General features: G+C 73.1%; 22 protein-coding genes and 1 pseudogene. All 23 read left to right on the top strand.

What is annotated here, in order from left to right; all coding sequences use genetic code 11:
• The first annotated feature begins 33 nt into the window (after positions 1-33).
• The 23 genes and pseudogenes from EEY80_RS05805 (at position 34) to EEY80_RS05695 (ending at position 20133) form a co-directional block, all read left to right on the top strand.
• Entirely contained in the window at positions 34-981 is a 948-nt protein-coding gene (locus EEY80_RS05805) for an arginase family protein (RefSeq protein ID WP_126975640.1), read from the top strand.
• Between the two features lie 40 nt (positions 982-1021).
• Positions 1022-2284 carry a beta-ketoacyl-ACP synthase II gene (gene fabF / locus EEY80_RS05800; protein WP_126975639.1) on the top strand — a complete coding sequence of 421 codons (1263 nt, stop codon included), beginning with the start codon at positions 1022-1024 and terminating at the stop codon, positions 2282-2284.
• The gene (mltG, locus tag EEY80_RS05795) at positions 2284-3462 is read left to right on the top strand and encodes an endolytic transglycosylase MltG (protein WP_126975638.1); all 1179 of its coding nucleotides are present in this window, start codon (positions 2284-2286) and stop codon (positions 3460-3462) included. Before fabF ends, mltG begins: the two co-directional genes overlap by 1 nt.
• 88 nt (positions 3463-3550) lie before the next feature.
• On the top strand, positions 3551-4417 hold the full coding sequence (locus EEY80_RS05790; RefSeq protein ID WP_126975637.1) for a M91 family zinc metallopeptidase: 867 nt from the start codon (positions 3551-3553) through the stop codon (positions 4415-4417).
• Positions 4417-5058, top strand: a complete 642-nt coding sequence (locus tag EEY80_RS05785) for a hypothetical protein (RefSeq protein WP_126975636.1) — start codon at positions 4417-4419, stop codon at positions 5056-5058. Before EEY80_RS05790 ends, EEY80_RS05785 begins: the two co-directional genes overlap by 1 nt.
• A gap of 183 nt (positions 5059-5241) precedes the next feature.
• Positions 5242-5559: a hypothetical protein gene (locus EEY80_RS05780; RefSeq protein ID WP_126975635.1), complete on the top strand. Its 318-nt coding sequence runs from the start codon at positions 5242-5244 to the stop codon at positions 5557-5559.
• A complete protein-coding gene (locus EEY80_RS05775; protein WP_456236423.1) occupies positions 5516-6859 on the top strand; it encodes a DNA-packaging protein in 1344 nt (447 codons plus the stop codon). The genes EEY80_RS05780 and EEY80_RS05775 overlap by 44 nt, the downstream gene beginning before the upstream one ends.
• A gap of 165 nt (positions 6860-7024) precedes the next feature.
• Positions 7025-8233: a phage portal protein gene (locus EEY80_RS05770; protein WP_407920719.1), complete on the top strand. Its 1209-nt coding sequence runs from the start codon at positions 7025-7027 to the stop codon at positions 8231-8233.
• Positions 8234-8237: 4 nt separating this feature from the next.
• Positions 8238-8468 (top strand): GTA head formation protein, RCAP_rcc01685 family, encoded by a 231-nt coding sequence (locus EEY80_RS05765; protein WP_126975634.1) that lies wholly within the window; start codon positions 8238-8240, stop codon positions 8466-8468.
• 10 nt (positions 8469-8478) lie between these two features.
• A complete protein-coding gene (locus EEY80_RS05760; protein ID WP_126975633.1) occupies positions 8479-9060 on the top strand; it encodes an HK97 family phage prohead protease in 582 nt (193 codons plus the stop codon).
• Between the two features lie 27 nt (positions 9061-9087).
• Positions 9088-10290, top strand: a complete 1203-nt coding sequence (locus tag EEY80_RS05755; protein WP_126975632.1) for a phage major capsid protein — start codon at positions 9088-9090, stop codon at positions 10288-10290.
• Positions 10291-10354: 64 nt separating this feature from the next.
• Positions 10355-10984, top strand: a complete 630-nt coding sequence (locus EEY80_RS05750) for a head-tail connector protein (RefSeq protein WP_126975631.1) — start codon at positions 10355-10357, stop codon at positions 10982-10984.
• The gene (locus tag EEY80_RS05745; protein ID WP_126975630.1) at positions 10981-11319 is read left to right on the top strand and encodes a head-tail adaptor protein; all 339 of its coding nucleotides are present in this window, start codon (positions 10981-10983) and stop codon (positions 11317-11319) included. The genes EEY80_RS05750 and EEY80_RS05745 overlap by 4 nt, the downstream gene beginning before the upstream one ends.
• Positions 11316-11695, top strand: a pseudogene (gene gp17 / locus EEY80_RS05740) (tail completion protein gp17). The gene EEY80_RS05745 and the pseudogene gp17 overlap by 4 nt, the downstream one beginning before the upstream one ends.
• 110 nt (positions 11696-11805) lie before the next feature.
• On the top strand, positions 11806-12219 hold the full coding sequence (locus tag EEY80_RS05735) for a phage major tail protein, TP901-1 family (RefSeq protein WP_126975629.1): 414 nt from the start codon (positions 11806-11808) through the stop codon (positions 12217-12219).
• Positions 12220-12230: 11 nt separating this feature from the next.
• A complete protein-coding gene (locus EEY80_RS05730; protein WP_126975628.1) occupies positions 12231-12578 on the top strand; it encodes a gene transfer agent family protein in 348 nt (115 codons plus the stop codon).
• Complete coding sequence (locus EEY80_RS05725) at positions 12575-12817, top strand: rcc01693 family protein (RefSeq protein WP_126975627.1); 243 nt, start codon at positions 12575-12577, stop codon at positions 12815-12817. Before EEY80_RS05730 ends, EEY80_RS05725 begins: the two co-directional genes overlap by 4 nt.
• Entirely contained in the window at positions 12798-13439 is a 642-nt protein-coding gene (locus EEY80_RS05720; RefSeq protein WP_126975626.1) for a phage tail tape measure protein, read from the top strand. Before EEY80_RS05725 ends, EEY80_RS05720 begins: the two co-directional genes overlap by 20 nt.
• Positions 13440-13553: 114 nt before the next feature.
• Positions 13554-14186 carry a DUF2460 domain-containing protein gene (locus tag EEY80_RS05715; RefSeq protein ID WP_126975625.1) on the top strand — a complete coding sequence of 211 codons (633 nt, stop codon included), beginning with the start codon at positions 13554-13556 and terminating at the stop codon, positions 14184-14186.
• Positions 14183-15052: a DUF2163 domain-containing protein gene (locus tag EEY80_RS05710; protein WP_126975624.1), complete on the top strand. Its 870-nt coding sequence runs from the start codon at positions 14183-14185 to the stop codon at positions 15050-15052. The genes EEY80_RS05715 and EEY80_RS05710 overlap by 4 nt, the downstream gene beginning before the upstream one ends.
• Positions 15049-15489: a C40 family peptidase gene (locus EEY80_RS05705; protein WP_126975623.1), complete on the top strand. Its 441-nt coding sequence runs from the start codon at positions 15049-15051 to the stop codon at positions 15487-15489. Before EEY80_RS05710 ends, EEY80_RS05705 begins: the two co-directional genes overlap by 4 nt.
• Positions 15489-19433 (top strand): baseplate multidomain protein megatron, encoded by a 3945-nt coding sequence (locus tag EEY80_RS05700; RefSeq protein WP_126975622.1) that lies wholly within the window; start codon positions 15489-15491, stop codon positions 19431-19433. Before EEY80_RS05705 ends, EEY80_RS05700 begins: the two co-directional genes overlap by 1 nt.
• Positions 19426-20133, top strand: coding sequence for a DUF2793 domain-containing protein (locus EEY80_RS05695; protein ID WP_126975621.1), 708 nt, complete (start codon positions 19426-19428; stop codon positions 20131-20133). Before EEY80_RS05700 ends, EEY80_RS05695 begins: the two co-directional genes overlap by 8 nt.
• Positions 20134-20144 lie beyond the last annotated feature (11 nt).

Genomic DNA, 20144 nt, shown 5'->3' with positions numbered 1-20144 from the left:
CATCCTGCCGCCGGATGACGGATGGAGGGCAGGATGGCCGGTAGGGGACCCGATCTGGGGCGGATGTTCGGGGCGAGGGCGGGCGGCGGCTTCATGGGCCTGCCGCAGGGCGATCTCGACGGCTTCGCGGGCGGCGTCGCGCTGATCGGCGCCGGGGCCTGCACCAGCTATGCCAGCGTCGGCGCCTATTGCATGGACGGCCCCGCGGCGATCCGGGCCGGGGGCGCGGCCTATGCGGCCAGCCTCGGGCACGAGAATTTCGACCTCGGCGGGCCGGTGCTGCCCGCAGGCGCCCGCGTCACCGACCTGGGCGACCTGCCGCAGGTGGATGGCGAGGGCGAGGCTAACCGCGCCCGCATCCGCGACGCGGTGGCGGCGGTGCTGGCGCGGGGCGGGGTGCCCGTCCTGCTGGGCGGCGACGATTCCGTGCCGCTGCCGATGCTCGAGGCGCTGACGGGGCGCGAGATCTGGATCCTGCAGATCGACGCGCATGTGGACTGGCGCGACGCGGTGGAGGGCGAGAGGCTGGGCCTGTCCTCGACCATGCGCCGCGCCTCGGAACTGCCGCATGTGCGCGGCATCGTGCAGGTGGGCCAGCGCGGCATCGGCTCGGCCCGGCCGGGCGACCGCAAGGATGCCGAGGACTGGGGCGTCACCTTCGTGCCGGCGCGCGCGGTGGTGCGGGACGGCATCGCCCGCGCGCTGGCCGCGATCCCCGAAGGGGCGGAGATCGCGGTCTGCCTCGATTGCGACGCGCTCGATCCCGCGATCATGCCCGCCGTCATCGGCCGCACCGCCGGGGGGCTGGGCTATTGGGACGTGGTCGATCTGGTCGCGGGCGCCGCGGCGCGCGGCCGCATCGTGGCCTTCGACATGGTGGAATTCATGCCGGCCCGCGACATCGACGGGCAGGGCGCGCTGACCGCCGCGCAACTGCTGGCCACGGTCCTGGGCATTGTTGCGCGGCAGGGGCAAGCCTAGTATCAGGGCGCCAGAGGCAGGATATATACGGAGAAGCCGCATGCGTCGGGTGGTCGTCACGGGCTTGGGCATGGTCACGCCGCTGGCCTCTGGGGTCGAGGAAACCTGGAAGCGGCTGATCGCCGGGCAGTCCGGGGCGGGGCCGATCACGCGCTTCGATGCCACGAACGTGGTCACGAAATACGCCTGCGAGATCCCGTTCGGCGACGGCATGGACGGGACCTTCAACCCCGACGACTGGATGGAGCCGAAGGACCGCCGCAAGGTGGACGACTTCATCCTGTACGGGATCGCGGCGGCGACGCAGGCGGTGACGGATTCGGGCTGGGTGCCCGCGACCGAGGAGGATCGGCGGCGCACCGGCGTGATGATCGGGTCGGGGATCGGCGGGCTGACCTCGATCGCCGAGACGGCGCTGCTGATCAAGGAGAAGGGGCCGAAACGCGTCTCGCCCTTCTTCATTCCGGGTGCGCTGATCAACCTCGTTTCGGGCCAGGTCAGCATCAAATACGGCTTCAAGGGGCCGAACCATGCGGTGGTCACCGCCTGTTCGACCGGCGCCCATGCCATCGGCGATGCGGCGCGGCTGATCGGTTTCGGCGATGCCGATGTGATGGTGGCCGGCGGCACCGAAAGCCCGATCTCGGAAATCGGCGTGGCGGGGTTCAATGCCTGCAAGGCGCTGTCCACCAAGCGCGCGGACGAGCCGCAGAAGGCCAGCCGCCCCTATGACGCCGACCGCGACGGGTTCGTGATGGGCGAGGGCGCGGGGGTCGTGGTGCTGGAGGAATACGAGCACGCGAAGGCGCGCGGCGCGAAGATCTATGCCGAGGTGCTGGGCTACGGCCTGTCGGGCGACGCCTATCACATCACCGCGCCCAGCGAGGATGGCGAGGGCGGGTTCCGCAGCATGCAGGCGGCGCTGGCCCGGGCCGGGCTGCAGCCGTCGGATATCGACTATATCAACGCGCATGGCACCTCGACCATGGCCGACACGATCGAGCTGGGCGCGGTCGAGCGGCTGATGGGCAATGCCGCGGCGAGCGCGACCATGTCCTCGACCAAATCCGCCATCGGGCATCTGCTGGGCGCGGCCGGGGCGGTGGAGGCGATCTTCTGCATCCTCGCCATCCGCGACCAGGTCGCGCCGCCGACGATCAACCTCGACAATCCGGCGGTGGAACCGAGGCTCGACCTCGCCCCGAACACGGCGGTGCATCGCAAGATCGACGTGGCGCTGTCCAACAGCTTCGGCTTCGGCGGGACCAATGCCTCGCTGGTGCTCGGCAAGGTGTCGGCCTGATGTGGCGCTCCATCGCCTCGAACTTCCTGACGCTGGCCATCGTGCTGCTGATCGCGGTGGCGGGCGTCATCGCCTGGGGCAAGCGGGAATTCACCGGGCAGGGGCCGCTGTCGCAGGCGATCTGCCTGCGGGTGGATCAGGGATCCAGCCTGCGCCGCGTCTCGGACCGGCTGGAGGAGCAGGGCGCGATCTCGTCGGGCTATATCTTCCGGGTCGGGGCCGACTATACCGGCCGGGCCAGCCAGCTGAAATTCGGCAGCTATCTGATCCCCGCCGGGGCGACGATGACCGAGATCGTGGACATCGTGACACGGGGCGGGCAATCGACCTGCGGCACCGAGATCAACTATCGCATCGGCGTGGTGCTGGCCGAGATGGTGGTGCGCGAGCTCGATCCCGCGACCAACCGCTATGTCGAGGTGGTGAAGTTCGACCCCGCGACCGAGGCCGCGCCGCAGGGCTATCTGGACGTGGCCGAGACCGATGACGTGCGGTTCCGGGTGACGCTGGCCGAGGGCGCGACCAGCTGGCAGGTGGCCGAGGCGCTGAAGCGGGCAGAATTTCTGTCGGGCGAGGTGGCCGAGGTGCCGCCCGAGGGGATGCTGGCGCCCGACAGCTATGAGGTGACGCGCGGCACCGGGCGCGACACGCTGCTGGCCGAGATGCGGCGCCGGCAGGAGGCCACCCTGGCGGAACTGTGGACCGGGCGCGCCAATGGCCTGCCCTACGAGACGCCGGAAGAGGCGCTGGTCATGGCTTCGCTGGTCGAGAAGGAGACGGGCGTGCCGGACGAGCGCGGGCAGGTGGCGGCGGTCTTCGTCAACCGCCTGCAGCAGGGGATGCGGCTGCAGACCGACCCTGCGGTGATCTATGGCGTGACCGAGGGCAAGGCGCCGCTCGGCCGTGGCCTGCGGCAGAGCGAGTTGCGCCGCGAGACGCCGTGGAACACCTATGTCATCGACGGGCTGCCGCCGACGCCCATCGCCAATCCGGGGCGCGACAGCATCGCGGCGGCGCTGAACCCGGACCGTTCGGACTATCTGTTCTTCGTGGCCGACGGGTCGGGTGGCCATGCCTTTGCCCGGACGCTGGCCGAGCACAACGAGAACGTCGCCCGCTGGCGCGCGATCGAGGCGGAACGCGGGCAGGCGGACGAGGGCGGCGTGCAGGGCAACTGACCCCGTGCCGGATCGCGGACGCGGCGGGCGTTGACTTACGGGCGCGGGCGGCACTAGCGTGCAGCCATTGAATTTTGGCCGGTTTCAGATGCCCGGATTGCCCGCGGCCCGCATGGGCGACATGCATACCTGCCCGATGTGCGCCGGCGCGCCGCTGCCCATTGTCGGCATCTGCGCGCTGAACGTGCTGGTGGGCGGCATGCCCGCGGCGCGGCAGACGGATCTTTGCGCCTGCGTGGCGCCGGTGCCGGTGCCGGTGGATGCGATCGTCCTGGGCTCGCCGGTCGTGCTGATCGGGGGCCTGCCCGCCACCTTCATGACGGCGCCCACGGCGAAGGGCGGGGCGCTGCTGCCGCCCTGCTGCGTCAACGTGCTGATCGGGATGGCGCCGATGCCGGCGGTGGTGGCCATCGGCGGGCTGCCGGTGCAGGTGGCCGTTCTGCCCGATGGCAGCGTGGTGACGCAGATCGGCCCGAACATCACCGTCGAGGGCACCCCCGAATTTCAGGCGGCGGTGGTCAACGACATGGCCAAGCTCTATGCCACGCCGACCGGGCGGGACCTGATCGACACGCTGAACGGGCCGGGGCGCGGGCCGGTGAAGATCGTCGAGACCACGGGCGGCAACGAGGTTTCGGGCGTCGGGCCGCAGGGCTGGAAGCAGGCGGACGGGTCGAACGGCACCGGATCGGGCAGCACGCTGAGCTACAACCCGAACCGGACCCAGATCGGTGACGGGTCGGAGCCGTGGATGACCCGGCCGCCGGCGGTGGCGCTGGGGCATGAACTGGTGCATTGCGAACAGGCGCAGGACGGCAGCTGGAGCAACGACGCCACCGGCGGCACGCTGAACGACGAACTGGCGGCGGTGGGGCTGCCGCCCTATGAGAACAACGACCATACCGAGAACAAGATGCGCGACGAGCTGGGCGAGCCGGCGCGGACCTATTACTGATGCGCCGGCTGCGCCGCCTTGCCGCCGGACTGATGCTGGCCCTGTCGCTGACGGGGCCGGGACGGACAGAGGAGATCGCGGTGGCGGGTGCGCTGAAGGAAGGCGATGTCGTGCTGGAAGTGACCTGGACGCCGGGCAAGGGGTTCCTGCAGGGCCGCTACCGGCTGCGCAACGACGGCGCGGCGCAGTTGCTGGTCTTCGACCGGCTGTATCACACGGCGGTCACCGGGGCGCGGACGGTCGATCCGGACCATGCCTGGCGCTGGCTGGACCGGGACGGCAGCTACCGGGTGGCCAAGACCGTGCCGCCGGTGCCGTCGGACCGGCGGGTGGAAAGCCCGGACCTGCCCTATGCGCGCCTCCTGCCGCCGCAATCGGCGCTGGAGGGGACGGTGCTGCTGCCGCTGCCGCTGGACCAGATGCTGCCCTACGATCAGGCGCCGCCGCTGCCGCCGGCGGAGGAGGTGACGGCGGTGACGCTGACGCTGGGCTATGCCGAGGTGGAGGCGGGCACCCCGGCCAAGGCCCTGGGCGAGGGCGCGGATCTGGTCTATTCGCTGCCGCTGGGCTGGGCGCTGCCGCGGCAGAGGCTGGTATCCACCGCGCCCGCGGCGCTGCGGCTGCCGATGCGCAAACCTTGACGAAAGATTAAAGGGGCGTTCGGCAAGCCTTTGACGTGCCTACATTTTTCTATTGACTCTGCGCCCGGTCCGATGTAGGACTTCAGGCAAGCTGGAACAGGTGGGCAAGCGGCACGGGGCGACCCGGGGCCGCTTTTCCGTTTCGGGCTCGTGCGGCGGGCATGAGGGAGCGACCACAGACAGATGACGCTGAACATAACCCCCGGGGACGACCCGCCGGAGGCCGTGCTGGCCGTGGCCGAGGACTGGCTGCTGGAGGCCGCGCAGGGGATCGCCCTGACGGTGCAGGCGGTGAAGCGGGGCGAGTTCCCGCAGATCCGCGACCAGGAACACCAGGTCAAGACGCTGCGGGCGGCGCTGCAGCTGTATATCGACGAAAGGAACCGCGTTGAAAAACTCCGCAAGCAGGCTGCCGGGGCTGTCGGAGCCGCCGGACTCGATTTCGACGCGGCCCGGGCTGAGATCGGGCGCCGCCTGGCTTGCCTGCGCGACGCAGGCTGAGATCGACGGCTTTCTCGGGGGATTGAGCGAGGGGGCGCTGCTGGCGCTGCCGTGGATTTTCGAGTTCTGGGCCCTGCCGCATCAGCTGCCCCCGGACGGGGCCTGGACCACATGGGCGATCATGGGCGGGCGCGGGGCGGGCAAGACCCGGGCCGGGGCGGAATGGGTACGCGCGCAGGTCGAGGGCGCGCGGCCGGACGATCCGGGGCGGGCGCGGCGCGTGGCGCTGGTGGGCGAGACCCACGATCAGGTGCGCGAGGTGATGATCTTCGGCGAGAGCGGCATCCTCGCCTGTTCGCCCCCCGACCGTCGCCCGGACTGGGAGGCGGGGCGGCGGCGGCTGGTCTGGCCCAACGGCGCGACGGCGACCGCCTATTCGGCACAGGAGCCCGAGGCGCTGCGCGGGCCGCAGTTCGACGCGGCCTGGGCCGACGAGCTGGCGAAGTGGAAGAAGGGCGGCGAGGTCTGGGACATGCTGCAATTCGCGCTGCGGCTGGGCGAGCATCCGCGGCAGGTGGTGACGACGACGCCGCGCAATGTGGGGGTGCTGAAGGCGATCCTCGCCAACCCGTCCACGGTGACGACCCATGCGCCGACCGAGGCGAACCGGGCCTATCTGGCGTCGAGTTTCCTGCAGGAGGTGCAGGCGCGCTATGCCGGCACCCGGCTGGGGCGGCAGGAGCTGGAGGGGATCCTGCTGGAGGAGGTCGAGGGGGCGCTCTGGACCACGGCCACGATCGAGGCCTGTCGGCGCGCGGCGCCGCCGGCGCTGGACCGGGTGGTGGTGGCGGTCGATCCGCCGGTGACGGGCCATGCCGGGTCGGATGCCTGCGGGATCGTGGTGGCGGGGGTCGAGATGCGGGGCGATCCCGGCCAGTGGCGGCTGTGGGTGCTGGAGGATTGCAGCCTCGCCGCCGCCTCGCCCCGGCAATGGGCCGAGGCGGCGCTGGCGGCGATGGCGCGGCACGGGGCCGACCGGCTGGTGGCCGAGGTCAACCAGGGCGGCGATCTGGTGGCCGAGGTGATCCGGCAGGTCGATCCGCTGGCGCCGGTGCGGCAGGTGCGGGCGAGCCGGGGCAAGGCCGCGCGGGCTGAGCCGGTGGCGGCGCTGTACGAACAGGGGCGGGCGCATCACCTGCGGGGGCTGGGCGCGCTGGAGGACCAGATGTGCCGGATGTCGGTCCGCGGCTATGAGGGGCGCGGCAGCCCCGACCGGCTGGATGCGCTGGTCTGGGCGGCGCAGGAGCTGATGATCGGCCCGGCGGCGGGCTGGACGCGGCCCCGGGTGCGCGGGTTGTGAGGCCGGGGGAGGGGCGCTGCCCCTCTTGGCGCCGGGGCGCCAATTCACCCCGGGATATTTCCGAACAGAAGATGGGCCGGACGACGGGCAGGACGACGGGCCGGACGACGGGCCGGGCGCGGCCCCGTCGGCGGGGCATGCCGGACGAGACGCGAGGAGATCGGGATGATGCAGTTCTTTCGCCGGGGCGATGCGGCGGCGCCGGCCGCCGCCGCGCCGGTTCCCGCGCCGGAGGCCAAGGCCTCGGCCACCGGGCGGGTGGTGGCGCGGGTGCTGGGGGGGCCGGGGCGAGCGGTCTGGTCGCCGCGCGACGTGGCGAGCCTGACGCGGGCCGGGTTCACCGGCAATCCTATCGGCTTTCGCTGCGTGAAGCTGGTGGCGGAGGCGGCGGCGGCGCTGCCGCTGGTCTGTTCCGACGCGGCGCGGCGCTATGAGACGCATCCGCTGCTGGCGCTGATCCAGCGGCCGAACCCGGCGCAGGGCCGGGCGGAGCTGCTGGAGGCGCTGGTGGCGCAGCTGCTGCTGTCGGGCAACGCCTATGTCGAGGCGGTGGGGGGTGCGGCGGGGCTGCTGCCGGAGGAGCTGCATGTGCTGCGCTCGGACCGGGTGAGCCTGATCCCCGGGCCCGATGGCTGGCCCGCCGCCTATGACTATACCGCAGGCGGGCGGACGCATCGCTTCGCGATGACGGGGACGCCGGACCCGATCTGCCATATCAAGGGTTTCCATCCGCAGGACGACCATTACGGGCTGGCGCCCCTGCAGGCGGCGGCGGTGGCGGTGGATGTGCACAATGCCGCCTCGGCCTGGTCGAAGGCGCTGCTCGACAATGCGGCGCGGCCCTCGGGTGCGATCGTCTATCGCGGCTCGGACGGGCAGGGGGCGCTGTCGCCCGACCAGTACGACCGGCTGGTGAACGAGATGGAGGCGCATCATCAGGGCGCGCGCAACGCAGGCCGGCCAATGCTGCTGGAGGGCGGGCTCGACTGGAAGCCGATGGGATTTTCGCCCTCGGACATGGAGTTCCACGAGACGAAGATGGCGGCGGCGCGCGAGATCGCGCTGGCCTTCGGGGTGCCGCCGATGCTGCTGGGGATCCCGGGGGACGCGACCTATGCCAACTATGCCGAGGCGAACCGGGCCTTCTACCGGCTGACGGTGCTACCGCTGGCGACGCGGGTGGCGGCGGCGCTGGCCTGGTGGCTGTCGGCTTTCCTGGGCGCGGAGGTGGCGCTGCGCCCCGACCTCGACCAGGTGCCGGCGCTGGCGGTGGAGCGCGAGGCGCATTGGGCGCGGGTGGCGGCGGCGGAGTTCCTGACCGAGGCCGAGAAGCGCCGCCTGCTGGGCCTGCCGCCGCGCCCCGAGGGGGAGTGAGCGGATGGAGGGCGGCTCGCGCTATCTGAAGGCGCCCTTCGAGGTGCATGAACAACGCTTCGAGGCGACCGAGCGGATCATGGCGCTGCAGTTCAGCGCGGTGGAAAAGCGGCTGGAGCGGATCGAGGCGCTGATCGAGGGGCTGGAGCGGCGGCTGTGGATGACGGTCTTCGGCGTGGCGGGGGTGATCCTGACCGAGGCGGTGCAGTCGCTGATCGACTGGCGGCCGGCATGAGGAGAGCGAGATGGACCTGACGGAAGGGGCGCCGGGCTATCCGGGGCTGGAGGTGAAGTTCTGCCGGCCCGAGGGCGGGCTGTCCCTGCAGGAGGGCGCGGTGGTGGCGGGCTATGCCTCGCTGTTCGGCGAGACTGACCAGGGCGGCGACGTGGTGGAGCCGGGCGCCTATGCGGGCGGGCTGGCGCGGCTGGCGGCGCGGGGCGGGCGGGTCAGGATGCTGTGGCAGCACGACCCCGGCCAGCCCATCGGCATCTGGGACGAGGTGCGCGAGGACGGGCGCGGGCTGTGGGTGAAGGGCCGGCTGCTGCCCGAGGTGGCGCGGGCGCGCGAGGCGGCGGCGCTGGTGGCGGCGGGGGCGATCGACGGGCTGTCGATCGGCTATCGCACCGTCAGCGCGGCCAAGGCCGCGGGCGGGCGGCGGCTTCTGGACGTCGACCTGTGGGAAGTGTCGCTGGTGACCTTCCCGATGCTGGCCACCGCGCGGCTGGCGCCGGCGGCGAAGGCCGCGGCGGCAGATGAGGACGGCGGCGACTGGTCGCGGCTGGCCGCGGCGCTGGACCGGGCCCGGGCCGAACTGTCGGCCGGCTGAGATCCGACACATCAACGGAGACACGAGATGACCGAGACCGAACGCGGGCCCCGGGACGGCGGAGCCTTGTCCGCCGCCCGATCCGCCAGCGATGCGATGAGCGGCTTTCTGGAGGCCTTCGGCGGCTTCCGCGACGAGATCAAGACCCGGCTGACCCAACAGGAAGAGCGACTGACCATGCTGGACCGCAAGACCCTTTCCGCCCGCACCGCCTGGGAGCGTCCGGCGCTGGCCGCCGCCGCCGAGGCCGAACCGCCGCATCGCAAGGCCTTCGCCGCCTATCTGCGGTCGGGCGACGATGCCGGGCTGCGCCATCTGCCGCCCGAGGGCAAGGCGCTGAACACCGCCGTTGCGGCGGAGGGCGGCTATCTGGTGGACCCCCAGACCTCGGACACGATCCGGGGGGTGCTGCGCGCCACCGCCTCGCTGCGGCAGATCGCGAGCGTGGTGAACGTGGAGGCCACCAGCTTCGACGTGCTGGTGGATCATTCCGAGCTGGGTTCGGGCTGGGCGAGCGAGACGGCGGCGCTGACCGAGACGGCGACGCCGCAGATCGACCGCATCTCGATCCCGCTGCACGAGCTGTCGGCGATGCCGAAGGCCAGCCAGCGCCTGCTGGACGACAGCGCCTTCGACATCGAGGACTGGCTGGCGCGGCGGATCGCGGACAAGTTCGCCCGCGCCGAGGCCGCGGCCTTCATCGGCGGCGACGGGCTGGACAAGCCGAAGGGCTTTCTCACCCATCCGAAGGTGGCGCTGTCGGGCTGGAGCTGGGGATCGCTCGGCTATGTCGCGACGGGGGCGGCGGGCGACTTCGCCCAGACCAATGCCAGCGACGCGATCGTCGATCTGGTTTATGCGCTGGATGCGGAATATCGCGCCAACGCGACCTTCGTGATGAATTCCAAGACCGCCGGCGCGGTCAGGAAGATGAAGGATGCCGACGGGCGGTTCCTGTGGTCGGACGGGCTGGCGGCGGGCGAGCCCGCGCGGCTGATGGGCTATCCGGTGCTGGTGGCCGAGGACATGCCCGACATCGCCGCCGATGCCTATGCCATCGCCTTCGGCGATTTCCGCAACGGCTATACCGTGGCCGAGCGCCCCGACCTGCGGGTGCTGCGCGACCCGTTCTCGGCCAAGCCGCATGTGCTGTTCTACGCCAGCAAGCGGGTGGGCGGCGACGTGTCGGACTTCGCCGCGATCCGGCTGCTGAAATTCGCCGTCGCGTGACGCCGGGACGGTGCCGGGCGGGAATGGTCCTGCCCGGCGGCTTTCGGGGCGAGGAGGGGCGGGCATGATCCTGACAGAGACGACGGCGGTGCCGCTGGCCGCGCTGCCGCTGGCCGAGTTCCGCGACCATCTGCGGCTGGGGACCGGCTTTGCCGACGATGCGGCGCAGGAGGCGATCCTCGACAGCCACCCGCGCGCGGCCCTTGCGGCGATCGAGGCGCGGACGGCCAAGGCGCTGATCGCGCGGGATTTCCTGTGGCGGATCGAGGATTGGCGCGATCCGGGCGAACAGGCGCTGCCGGTGGCGCCGGTGGCGGCGGTGGCCTCGGTGACGTTGCTGGACGCGGGCGGCGGGGCGACCGCGGCCGATCCGGGGCAGTGGCGGCTGGTGCGCGACAGTCACCGGCCGCGGCTGGTGGCGGCGGGCGCGGCGCTGCCGGCGGTGCCCCTGGGCGGCGGGGTCGAGATCGCCTTCACCGCCGGCTTCGGCCCCGGCTGGGGCGATCTGCCCGCCGACCTGCGGCAGGCGGTGCTGCTGCTGGCGGCGCAGTATCACGAGGCGCGGAACGAGGCGGGCCATGCCCCCGGCGGGATGCCCTTCGGGGTGACGGCGCTGATCGAACGCTGGCGCACGGTCCGGGTGCTGGGCGGGCGCGGCCCGGCCGCCCGGGCGCGGCGGGAGAGCGGGCGATGAGCCGCCCGCTGCTGAACCGCCGCCTGATCCTCGAGGAGCCGTCGCGGGTGGCCGACGGGGCGGGCGGCTTTGCCACCGTCTGGCTGGCCCTGGGCGTGGTCTGGGCGGGCTTCACTCCCGGCACGGCCGACGAACGCGAGACGGGATCGGCCGCCATCGCCGCGACCGCCTGGCGGATCACGCTGCGCGCGGCGCCCTTCGGCGCGGCCTCGCGGCCGAAGCCGGGCCAGCGGCTGCGCGAGGGGGTGCGGGTGTTCCGCATCTTGGCGGTGGCCGAGGCGGATGCGGCCGGGCGCTGGCTGACCTGCCATGCGCGCGAGGAGGTGACGCCATGAGCTATGCGCGCGCGGCGGCGCTGCAGGCGGCCGTCTGGCAGCGGCTGACGACCGATCCGGGGCTCGCCGGGGTGGCCATCCACGATGCAGCGCCGCCGGGGCCGGCCACGGGCCGGAGGAGGTGCGCGACGCCTCGGACGCGACCGGGGCGGGGGCGCTGCACGATTTCGCGGTGGCCGTGGTGACGGATCAGGCGGGTTTTGCCGCCGCCAAGGCCGTCGCGGCTGCGGTCTCGGCCGCGCTGCTGTCGGCGCCGCTGGCGCTGGCCGAGGGCCGGATCGCGGGGCTGTGGTTCCGCCGGGCGCGGGCGCGGCGGGTCGAGGACGGGCGGATGCGGCGCATCGACCTGACCTTCCGCGCCCGGATCGAGGACTGAGACGGGACCGGGCGTCCGGAAGGCCCGCGCCCCCTGCAACTGATCCGAATATCCCGGGGGGACCGGGGGGCTGGCCCCCGGTCCGCACCCCCAGCAACTGGAGATGGGCGATGGCGGTACAGAACGGCAAGGATCTGCTGATCAAGCTCGACCTGACGGGCGATCGGCAGTTCGAGACGGTCGCGGGGCTGAGGGCCACGCGGCTGAGCTTCAATGCCGAGACGGTCGAGGTGACGAGCCTCGAAAGCGCGGGCGGCTGGCGCGAGCTGCTGGCCGGGGCGGGGGTGAAGTCGGCGACGATCTCGGGCTCGGGCGTGTTCCGCGACGCGGCGACCGACGAGCGGGCGCGGCAGATCTTCTTCGACGGCGAGGCGCCGCAGTTCCAGGTGATCGTGCCGGATTTCGGCGTGGTGCAGGGGCCGTTCCGCATCACCGCCATCGACTATGCCGGCAGCCATAACGGCGAGGCCACCTATGAGCTGACGCTCGCCTCGGCGGGCGAGATGAGCTTCGTGGCGCTGTGAGGGAGCGGCCGATGGCGAACCCGCTGGCCGGAGAGGTCGAGGTGGTGGTGGATGGCGTGGCGCATGTGGCCAAGCTGACGCTGGGGGCGCTGGCGGAACTGGAGGCGGCGCTGCAGGCCGAGGGGCTGGTGGCGCTGGCCGAACGGTTCGAGGGCAACCGCTTTTCCGCGCGCGACGTGCTGGACCTGCTGGCGGCGGGCCTGCGCGGCGGCGGCTGGCAGGGGACGGCGGCCGACCTGGCGCGGGCGGATGTGGCGGGCGGGCCGGTCGGCGCGGCGCGGGCGGCGGCGGAACTGCTGGCGCGCGCCTTCGCGCCGGTGCAGGCGCCCGCCCCGGTGTTCCGGCGGGCGGGCGGATGACGCGACCGGCAGCGGTGCGGCTGGACTGGCCCGGGCTGATGCGGGCGGGGATGCGCGGGCTGGGGCTGTTGCCGCGCGAGTTCTGGGCGCTGACGCCCGCGGAACTGGCGCTGATGACCGGGGCCGAGGCGGGGCCCGCGCCCTTCACCCGGGCGCGGCTGGAGGAACTGGCGCGGCTCTGGCCCGACGGGCCGGGCCTGCCGAAGCGGGAGGGGCCGGATGACGAGCGAGGAGTTTGACGATCTGGACCGCGCGCTGGACGGCGCAGGCACGATGGTTGCGGCCTTCGCGGCGGAACTGGCGCGGATGCAGGACAGCCTGCTGCTGACGTCGCGCGAGGTGTCGCTCTTGTCCTCGGGGATCGGGCGGGGGCTGCGCTCGGCCTTCGACGGGCTGGTTTTCGACGGGATCAAGCTGTCCGACGCGCTGGAGACGGTGGCGCGCAGCATGGCCGATGCCGTCTATGCGATCGCGATGAAGCCGGTGACCCAGGCGGCGGGGACGGCGCTGGCCGAGGGGGTGAATGCCCTGACCGGCGGCCTGTTCGCCTTTGCCGACGGGGCAGGGTTCACCCAGGGCCGGGTGATGCCCTTCGCCGAGGGCGGGATCGTCGCGCGCCCCACCTATTTCCCCATGCGCGGGGGCACCGGGCTGATGGGCGAGGCGGGGCCGGAGGCGATCCTGCCGCTGTCGCGGGGGGCGGACGGTCGGCTGGGGGTTGCGAGCCCGGGCGGCGGCGGGCGCGCGGTCAACGTGACGATGCAGGTGACGACGCCCGATGTCGCAGGCTTTCGCCGCAGCCAGGGGCAGATCGCGGCGCAGCTGGCGCGGGCGATGGCGCGGGGCGAGCGGCTGCGCTGACGGCCGGGGCGCCGCGCGGCAGGCGGGGGGCATTCTGCCCCCCGGACCCCCCTGAGGATATTTGAGCCGACAAGAAGACCCGCGGCGCGGGTCTTGCGGGGCAGGAGACGAGGCATGGCCTTTCACGAGGTGCGGTTTCCCGCGAGCCTGAGCTTCGGCTCGATCGGCGGGCCGGAGCGGCGCACGGAGATCGTGACGCTGGACAACGGGTTCGAGGAGCGCAACGCGCCCTGGTCGCAATCGCGCCGGCGCTATGACGCGGGGCTGGGGCTGCGCAGCCTCGACGACCTCGAGGCCCTAGTGGCCTTTTTCGAGGCGCGGTCGGGGCAGCTGCACGGGTTCCGCTGGAAGGACTGGGCAGATTTCCGGTCGGCCCCCGCCAGCCGGGCGATCGGCCACGAGGATCAGGAGATCGGCATCGGCGACGGGGCGCGGACCGCGTTCCGGCTGGTCAAGCGCTATGCCTCGGGCGGGGTGGCGCATCTGCGCGAGATCGCCAAGCCGGTGGCGGGGACGGTGCGGGTGGGCCTGGGCCGGGCGGCGGTGGTGGAGACGGCCGATTTCACCGTGGATGCCGCGACGGGCATGGTGCAGTTCGCCGTGCCGCCCGGCCCCGGAGAGCGGGTGACCGCGGGGTTCGAGTTCGACGTGCCGGTGCGGTTCGATACCGACCGGATCGCGGTGTCGGTGGCGAATTTCCGGGCGGGCGAGGCGCCGCAGGTGCCGGTGGTGGAGGTGCGGCTGTGAGCGATGCGGGATCGGCGGCGCTGTTCGCGCATCTGGCGGGGGGCAGCACGACTGTCTGCCGGGCCTGGGCGCTGACCCGGGCGGACGGGCTGGTGTTGGGCTTCACCGACCATGACCGCGACCTGGTCTTCGAGGGGATCGTCTTCGCCGCCGGCAGCGGCCTGGCGGCGCGGGCGCTGGCGCAGGGCACGGGGCTGGCCGTCGATACCGGCGAGGCGGGCGGCGCGCTGAGCGCCGCGGCGATCACCGAGGCCGATGTGATGGCGGGGCGCTATGACGGGGCCGAGCTGCGGGCCTGGCTGGTGAACTGGGCCGATGTCTCGGCCCGGCACCTGCAGATGCGCGGCACGCTGGGCGAGTTGCGGCGGGCGGGCGGGGCCTTTTCGGCCGAGCTGCGGGGCCTGAGCGCGGCGCTGAACCGCGGCGGGGGCCGGGTCTTCATGGCCTCCTGCGATGCGGTCCTGGGCGACGGGCGCTGCCGGGTGGACCTGTCGGCGCCGGGCTACCGGGCGGAGGCGGCGGTGCGCGGGGCGGGGGCGGAGGGTCTGCTGCGGCTCGACCCGCTGCCCGACCATGCCGACCGCTGGTTCGAGAAGGGGCGGCTGACGGTGCTGGACGGGCCGGCGGCGGGGCTGTGGGGCGCGGTGAAGAACGACCGCGCGACGGTGGCGGGGCGCGAGGTGGAGCTGTGGGTCGCGTTGCGCGCCGATCTGCGGCCGGGCGACCGCGTCGAGCTCAGGGCGGGCTGCGACCGGCGGGCCGAGACCTGCCGGCTGAAATTCGACAACCTGGTCAATTTTCGCGGCTTCCCGCATGTGCCGGGCGAGGACTGGCTGACCGTGGCGCCGGTGAAGGTGGCGGGATGAGCGGGGCGGTTCTGGCGGCGGCGCGGGGCTGGATCGGCACGCCGTACCGGCATCAGGCCTCGGTCCGCGGGGCGGGGGCGGATTGCCTGGGGCTGGTGCGCGGGGTCTGGCGCGAGGTCTATGGGACGGAGCCCGCGCCGGTGCCCGCCTATACGCCCGACTGGGGCGAGACGGGCGCGGAGGAGCTGCTGTGGCGGGCGGCGGCGGCGCATCTGCGCGAGGTGCCGTGCGGGGCGCCGCCCGTGCCGGGGCAGCTGATCCTGTTCCGCCTGCGGGCGGGGGCGGTGGCCAAGCATCTGGGCCTGCAGGCGGAAACCGGGGCGCGCGCGAGTTTCGTGCATGCCTATTCGGGGCATGGCGTGGTGGAAAGCCCGCTGTCCGCCCCCTGGGCGCGCCGGATCGCGGCGCGGTTCGACTTTCCCGAAAGGACGGTGTGATGGCGACGATCCTGTTTGCGGCGGCGGGGGCTGCCGTCGGCGCCGGCTTTGGCGGGTCGATCCTCGGGCTGTCGAGCGCGGTGATGGGCCGGGCCATCGGTGCGACGCTGGGCCGGGTCATCGACCAGACGCTGCTGGGGCAGGGGTCGGGCGCGGTCGAGACCGGGCGGGTGGACCGCTTTCGCCTGACCGGCGCCAGCGAGGGCGCGCCGGTGACGCAGGTCTGGGGCCGGATGCGCCTTGGCGGGCAGGTGATCTGGTCGGGGCCGTTCGTCGAGAGCAAGGATACCGACGAGGTGGGCGGCAAGGGCGCGCCCTCGTCCACGGTCACGGCCTACAGCTATGCGGTGACGGTGGCGGTGGCGATCTGTGCGGGCCGGATCGGCGGCATCGGCCGGGTCTGGGCCGATGGCGAGGAGATCTCGACCGACGGGCTGACGCTGCGGGTCTATGACGGCGGCGAGGACCAGCTGCCCGATCCGGCCATCGAGGCGGTGGAGGGCGCGGGGATGGCACCCGCCTATCGCGGCACGGCCTATGTCGTCTTCGAGGATCTGCAGCTGGCGCCCTGGGGCAACCGGGTGCCGCAGTTCAGCTTCGAGGTGGTGCGCGCGGCGGAAGGCGATGCGGGGAGCGTGGCCGATCTGACGCCCGCGCCCTCGACCCTGGTGCGGGGCGTGGCGCTGATGCCGGGGACCGGGGAATATGCGCTGGCCACCACGCCGGTGCGGTTTTCCACCGGGCCCGGGGCGGCGGTGACGGTGAACCAGCACATGCCGGGGGAACGGACGGACCTGTTGCGCTCGCTCGACCAGTTGCAGGCGGAGCTGCCGGCCTGCCGGTCGGTCAGCCTGATCGTGTCGTGGTTCGGCGACGACCTGCGTTGCGGCGCCTGCACGATCCGCCCGAAGGTCGAGCAGAAGGCCAGCGACGGCGAGGGCTATCCCTGGCGCGTGTCGGGCGAGGTGCGGGGGACGGCGGGGCTGGTGCCGCAGCAGGACGGGCGGCCGGTCTATGGCGGCACCCCCGCCGACCGGTCGGTGGCCGAGGCCATCGCGGCGCTGAAGGCGGCGGGGCAGTCGGTGATGTTCTATCCGTTCCTGCTGATGGAGCAGATGGCGGGCAACGCGCTGCCGGACCCGTGGACGGGGGCGCCGGGCCAGCCGGCTCTGCCCTGGCGCGGGCGGATCACCGCCAGCCGGGCGCCGGGGGTCGCGGGCAGCCCCGACCGCAGCGCGCAGGCGGCGGCGGAGGTGGCGGCCTTCTTCGGCACGGCGGCGGCCGGCGAGTTCGCGGTGACGGGCAGCGCCGCCGATCCGCGGGTGAGCTATCAGGGCGCGGATGGCTGGAGCTATCGCCGCTTCATCCTGCATTACGCCTGGCTGTGCCATGCGGCGGGGGGCGTCGATGCCTTCTGCATCGGGTCCGAGATGCGGGGGCTGACGCAGATCCGCGGCGCCGGCGACGGCTTTCCGGCCGTCAGCCAGATGCGGGCGCTGGCGCGGGAGGTGCGGGCGATCCTGGGGCCGGGCACGAAGATCGGCTATGCCGCCGACTGGTCGGAATATGCGGGTTACGATGCCGGCGGGGGCGACCGCTATTTCCACCTCGACCCGCTGTGGGCGGATGAGGAGATCGACTTCATCGGCATCGACAACTACATGCCGCTGGCCGACTGGCGTGACGGCGCGGACCATGCCGATGCGGGCTGGGGCTCGATCCACGACCTCGGCTACCTGCGCGCCAATGTCGAGGGCGGCGAGGGATACGACTGGTATTACGCCGCCGAGGAGCACCGGGCCGCGCAGATCCGCACGCCGATCACCGATGGCATGGGCGAGCCCTGGGTCTGGCGGGTGAAGGACATTCGCGGCTGGTGGGAAAACCCGCATCACGACCGGATCGGCGGGGTGCGGGTCGACAGCCCGAGCCCCTGGGTGCCGCGGTCGAAGCCGGTCTGGTTCACCGAACTCGGCTGCGCGGCCATCGACAAGGGCGCGAACCAGCCCAACCGCTTCCTCGACGCGCTGTCGTGGGAATCCGGGTTGCCCTATGGCTCGAACGGGCGGCGGGACGACCTGATGCAGATGCAGTATCTGCGTGCGGTGCTGGCCCATTGGGACGACCCGGCGCGCAACCCGCTGTCGGATGTCTATGGCGGGCGGATGATCGACCTGGGCCGGGCGCATGTCTGGGCCTGGGATGCGCGGCCCTTCCCGGTCTTCCCCAACGATCAGGAGACCTGGGCGGACGGGGCCAACTGGGCGCGGGGGCACTGGCTGACGGGGCGCGCGGCCTCGCAGCCGCTGGATCTGGTGGTGGCCGAGATCTGCGCGGCGGCCGGGGTCGCGGCGCATGATTGTTCGGGGCTGCGGGGCGTGGTGCGCGGCTATGCGGTGTCGGACGGCGGCACCGGGCGGGCGGCGCTGCAGCCGCTGATGCTGGCCCACGGGTTCGATGCGCTGGAACGGGACGGCGCGCTGCGGTTCCGGATGCGGGCGCATCTGCGCGCCGATGCCGAGGTCGCGGTGCCTGGCCTTGCGGTGGATGACGAGGCGGAGGGGGTGCTCGACCTGCTGCGCGGCGCGGAGGCCGAGACGGCGGGCCGGGTGCGGCTGACCTTCACCGAGGCGCAGGGGGCCTTCGAGACGCGGACGGTCGAGGCGATCCTGCCGGACGAGGGCGCGGCGGCGGGGCTGAGCCAGTCGGAACTGGCGATGGCGCTGACCGGGGCCGAGGCGCAGGCCATCGCCGAGCGCTGGCTGGCGGAGGCGCGGGTGGCGCGGGACGGGGCGCGGCTGTCGCTGCCGCCGTCGCTGTCGCATCTGGGGCCGGGCGACCTGCTGCAGCTGGCGGCGGCGGACGGAGCGGACCTTGGCCGCTATCGTATCGACCGGACCGAGGCGGCGGGCCGCGTCGCGGTGGAGGCGGTGCGGGTGGAGCCGGGGGTCTATGTCGCCTCGGACGAGGCGGAACAGCGGGTGACGGCGACGGCCTTCGTGCCGCCGGTGCCGGTATTTCCGCTGTTCCTCGACCTGCCGCTGCTGACCGGCGAGGAGGTGCCCCACGCCCCCCATCTGGCGGTGACGGCCACGCCCTGGCCGGGCACGGTGGCCTGCTGGTCTTCGGCCACGGATGCGGGCTATGCGCTGAACACCACGCTGGCGCAGCGGGCGGTGGTGGGGGTGACGGAGACGGTGCTGCCCCGGGCGGCGCCGGACCTGTGGGATCAGGGGCCGGCGCTGCGGCTGCGGCTGGCGGCGGGGGTGCTGGCTTCGGCCGAGCCCGAGGCGGTGCTGAACGGTGCCAATGTGTTTGCCATCGGTCCGGGCGGCTCGGCCGGCTGGGAGGTGTTCCAGGCGGCGCGGGCCGAACTGGTGGCGCCCGGGGTCTATGAGCTGTCGCTGCGGCTGCGCGGGCAGGCGGGCAGCGAGGGCGACATGCCCGGGGAATGGCCGGTCGGCAGCTATGTCGTGCGGCTGGACGCGGCGGCAGAGCAGATCGCGCTGGCAGCCTCGGCCCGCAACCTCGCGCGGCATTACCGGATCGGCGATGCGCAGCGCGGCTATGGCGACGGGCTGGCGGTGCACCGGGTGGAGGCCTTCGCGGGGATCGGGCTGCGCCCCTATGCGCCCTGTCACCTGCGCTGGCAGGCGGACGGCGCGGGCGGCGGGCGGCTGACCTGGGTGCGGCGGACGCGGATCGGCGGCGACAGCTGGGAGTCGGTCGAGGTGCCGCTGGCCGAGGCGCGCGAGGCCTATCTGGTGCGGGTGCTGGTGGGCGGCCAGATCCGGCGCGAGGCAGAGGTGACGGCGCCGGCCTTCGACTATGGCGCGGCGGTGCGGGCAGAGGATGGCGCGACGGGCGGTCTGACGCTGGAGGTGGCGCAGCTGTCCGAGACCTTCGGGCCGGGACATTTCGGAAGGATCGAGATCGATGGATGAGACGAACCAGCTGTCGTTGCCGCTGCTGCGGGCCTCGCAGGCGCAGAAGCATGTGACGATGAACGAGGCGCTGGCGCGGTTGGACGGGCTGGTGCCGATGGTGCTGATCTCGCGCAGCCTGGCCACGCCGCCCGCGGCGGCGGATGGCAGCTGCTATGCCGTGCCGCAGGGGGCGGTGAACGACTGGGCGGGGCATGCGGGCGAGGTGGCGGTGCGGGTCAACGGGGGCTGGGCCTTTGCCACGCCCGCCCGCGGCTGGCGCGGTTTCCTGCTGGACGAGGGTATGGCGGTCCTGCATGACGGCGCGGACTGGCGCGCGGGGGCCGCGACCCTGACGCCGCATGGCGCGGGCCTGGGGCTGGCCGTCGCGGAACTGCTGCACGAGGTGACGGCGGGGACCACCTCCGCCACGCTGCCGCTGATCCCCCCGGGCGCGATCCTGTTCGGGGTGACCGCGCGGGTGACGGAGGCGATCACCGGCGGCGCGACCGGCTGGCAGCTGGGCAATCCGGGCGCGCCGGACCGGTTCGGCAGCGGGCTCGGCGTCGAACAGGGGTCCTGGGCGCGGGGGGTGCTGTCGGCGCCGATGGGGGTCTACGAGCCGTTGCCGCTGCTGCTGACGGCGACGGGGGGTGTCTTCGCCGGCGGCAGGGTGCGGATTGCCGCGCATTTCGCCGAACTGGCGCTGCCCGCCGATTGAGGACTTTTCCC

It is taken from the genome of Frigidibacter oleivorans (assembly GCF_003993775.1).
GTDB classification, from domain to species: Bacteria; Pseudomonadota; Alphaproteobacteria; order Rhodobacterales; family Rhodobacteraceae; genus Frigidibacter; species Frigidibacter oleivorans.
Note: the sequence above shows the minus strand (reverse complement) of the source record. Positions and strands in the feature narration are given on the sequence as shown.

What these genes read in the sequence shown, in the direction of transcription:
- EEY80_RS05805 (WP_126975640.1), top strand. Translation starts at nt 34, where the DNA reads ATGGCCGGTAGGGGACCCGATCTGGGGCGGATGTTCGGGGCGAGGGCG.
- fabF (WP_126975639.1), top strand. Translation starts at nt 1,022, where the DNA reads ATGCGTCGGGTGGTCGTCACGGGCTTGGGCATGGTCACGCCGCTGGCC.
- mltG (WP_126975638.1), top strand. Translation starts at nt 2,284, where the DNA reads ATGTGGCGCTCCATCGCCTCGAACTTCCTGACGCTGGCCATCGTGCTG.
- EEY80_RS05790 (WP_126975637.1), top strand. Translation starts at nt 3,551, where the DNA reads ATGCCCGGATTGCCCGCGGCCCGCATGGGCGACATGCATACCTGCCCG.
- EEY80_RS05785 (WP_126975636.1), top strand. Translation starts at nt 4,417, where the DNA reads ATGCGCCGGCTGCGCCGCCTTGCCGCCGGACTGATGCTGGCCCTGTCG.
- EEY80_RS05780 (WP_126975635.1), top strand. Translation starts at nt 5,242, where the DNA reads ATGACGCTGAACATAACCCCCGGGGACGACCCGCCGGAGGCCGTGCTG.
- EEY80_RS05770 (WP_407920719.1), top strand. Translation starts at nt 7,025, where the DNA reads ATGATGCAGTTCTTTCGCCGGGGCGATGCGGCGGCGCCGGCCGCCGCC.
- EEY80_RS05765 (WP_126975634.1), top strand. Translation starts at nt 8,238, where the DNA reads ATGGAGGGCGGCTCGCGCTATCTGAAGGCGCCCTTCGAGGTGCATGAA.
- EEY80_RS05760 (WP_126975633.1), top strand. Translation starts at nt 8,479, where the DNA reads ATGGACCTGACGGAAGGGGCGCCGGGCTATCCGGGGCTGGAGGTGAAG.
- EEY80_RS05755 (WP_126975632.1), top strand. Translation starts at nt 9,088, where the DNA reads ATGACCGAGACCGAACGCGGGCCCCGGGACGGCGGAGCCTTGTCCGCC.
- EEY80_RS05750 (WP_126975631.1), top strand. Translation starts at nt 10,355, where the DNA reads ATGATCCTGACAGAGACGACGGCGGTGCCGCTGGCCGCGCTGCCGCTG.
- EEY80_RS05745 (WP_126975630.1), top strand. Translation starts at nt 10,981, where the DNA reads ATGAGCCGCCCGCTGCTGAACCGCCGCCTGATCCTCGAGGAGCCGTCG.
- EEY80_RS05735 (WP_126975629.1), top strand. Translation starts at nt 11,806, where the DNA reads ATGGCGGTACAGAACGGCAAGGATCTGCTGATCAAGCTCGACCTGACG.
- EEY80_RS05730 (WP_126975628.1), top strand. Translation starts at nt 12,231, where the DNA reads ATGGCGAACCCGCTGGCCGGAGAGGTCGAGGTGGTGGTGGATGGCGTG.
- EEY80_RS05725 (WP_126975627.1), top strand. Translation starts at nt 12,575, where the DNA reads ATGACGCGACCGGCAGCGGTGCGGCTGGACTGGCCCGGGCTGATGCGG.
- EEY80_RS05720 (WP_126975626.1), top strand. Translation starts at nt 12,798, where the DNA reads ATGACGAGCGAGGAGTTTGACGATCTGGACCGCGCGCTGGACGGCGCA.
- EEY80_RS05715 (WP_126975625.1), top strand. Translation starts at nt 13,554, where the DNA reads ATGGCCTTTCACGAGGTGCGGTTTCCCGCGAGCCTGAGCTTCGGCTCG.
- EEY80_RS05705 (WP_126975623.1), top strand. Translation starts at nt 15,049, where the DNA reads ATGAGCGGGGCGGTTCTGGCGGCGGCGCGGGGCTGGATCGGCACGCCG.
- EEY80_RS05700 (WP_126975622.1), top strand. Translation starts at nt 15,489, where the DNA reads ATGGCGACGATCCTGTTTGCGGCGGCGGGGGCTGCCGTCGGCGCCGGC.
- EEY80_RS05695 (WP_126975621.1), top strand. Translation starts at nt 19,426, where the DNA reads ATGGATGAGACGAACCAGCTGTCGTTGCCGCTGCTGCGGGCCTCGCAG.